1 protein-coding gene is annotated in these 1,528 nt (G+C 26.9%); it reads left to right on the top strand.

Features of this window, described 5'->3' with window-relative positions; genetic code table 11:
• Positions 1-378 precede the first annotated feature (378 nt).
• Positions 379-1,263 (top strand): Abi family protein, encoded by an 885-nt coding sequence (locus L21TH_RS07505; protein WP_006313267.1) that lies wholly within the window; start codon positions 379-381, stop codon positions 1,261-1,263.
• Positions 1,264-1,528 lie beyond the last annotated feature (265 nt).

Here is a 1,528-nt window from a genome sequence, read left to right as displayed (position 1 = left end):
AATTATTGGATGATTAATTTTGAAAAAGAAAAATTGCCAACTATTACTTGACAGTAACTATTTTTTATGTAAATTGACAAATATTTATATTTGTGTTATTATTAAAGTAAGATAAAGACAGATTGAGCTCTGGAAACCTTCGAGGCCCAGGGCCTTATTTTTATTTTATATGATTATACAATAGATAAATAAACTTTTTTGACATATTGTGTTTAAACTCTGGTGTTTTTGGCATCAGAGTTTTTAATTTGTTGTAAAAATATAGTAAATATGTTACTATAATATTTGGAAAAGTACAGGAGAGTGATTTTCATGGCAGACAAATTTTTTAAAACACACAACCAACAACTCAAAATTTTATGACGAAGAGGGTTACAGGTGCCATATACAGGTACCCCTAAAAGAATACTAGAAAATATAAATTATTATAATCTTATTAACGGATATAAAGAATTATTTATTTTAACACCTGGTACTGCTACCAGTGAAGAGAAATATAAGCGGGGAGCTAAATTTTCAGAAATTTACGCTCTATATAAAAAATTTGATAGAGAACTTAGAATGATATTTTTAAAAAGAATTTTAATAGTAGAAAATCAAATAAAATCGCAAATAGCATATGAATTTTCAAAAAAATATGGACATGATAATTATTTGAAAACATCTAATTTTGATTTAACTCGAGGGGATACTAAACAACTAAAAAAAATTGTTAATTTAATAAAGACAGTACAATCTGATATTGCAAGACAAGTGGACAAGCATGGTGCAATAAATCATTATATGTCTGAATATGGTTATATTCCTTTATGGGTTTTAGTAAATATTTTATCTTTAGGAACAATTAGCTATTTTTATAGCTGTATGAAACAAACGGATCGTCAAAATATATCGAGAATATATAGAATATCTGATGCTGATTTGAGAAGTATACTTGGCATATTAACTCTTTGTAGAAATAAATGTGCACATGATGAGAGATTATATGATTTTAGAAGTCATATATATATAAGAACAAATTCTATACATAGGAGTCTATCTATACCAATGATGTATGGTAGACCAAAGTGTGGAAACAAAGATTTATTTGCTGTACTAATAACATTAAAAATACTTCTTAAGAATAAAGAATTTAAGGAAATGGTGTCTGAAATAAAAAAAGCACTCAACAAATTATCAAAAGAGCTATTTGTAATAAGTATTGATGATGTACTATATAAAATGGGATTTGCAAGAAATTGGGAAGATATAGAGTTGATATAATTTTAAGTAAAATGATGCCAAAACTTGAGTATTAGCTTTGTTACGTTTTTATGTCGTGACTTCCAGTGGCTTAAAAAGTCTGGAGAACGACGATATTTTATTTTTTAATTTAAAATTTTAGAGAGAGTATATGGAAAAAGCAGATAGATTAATCTGTCTGCTTACATTTTAAGGTAAGTATTAGAAACTAAAGTAGCATTTATGAAGATATAGCTTCTGCTATGTCGTGTGTCACCATTATTGCAGTTTTTCCTTCTTTTTTTAG

Source organism: Caldisalinibacter kiritimatiensis, assembly GCF_000387765.1.
Lineage (GTDB): Bacteria > Bacillota > Clostridia > Tissierellales > Caldisalinibacteraceae > Caldisalinibacter > Caldisalinibacter kiritimatiensis.
Note: the sequence above shows the minus strand (reverse complement) of the source record. Positions and strands in the feature narration are given on the sequence as shown.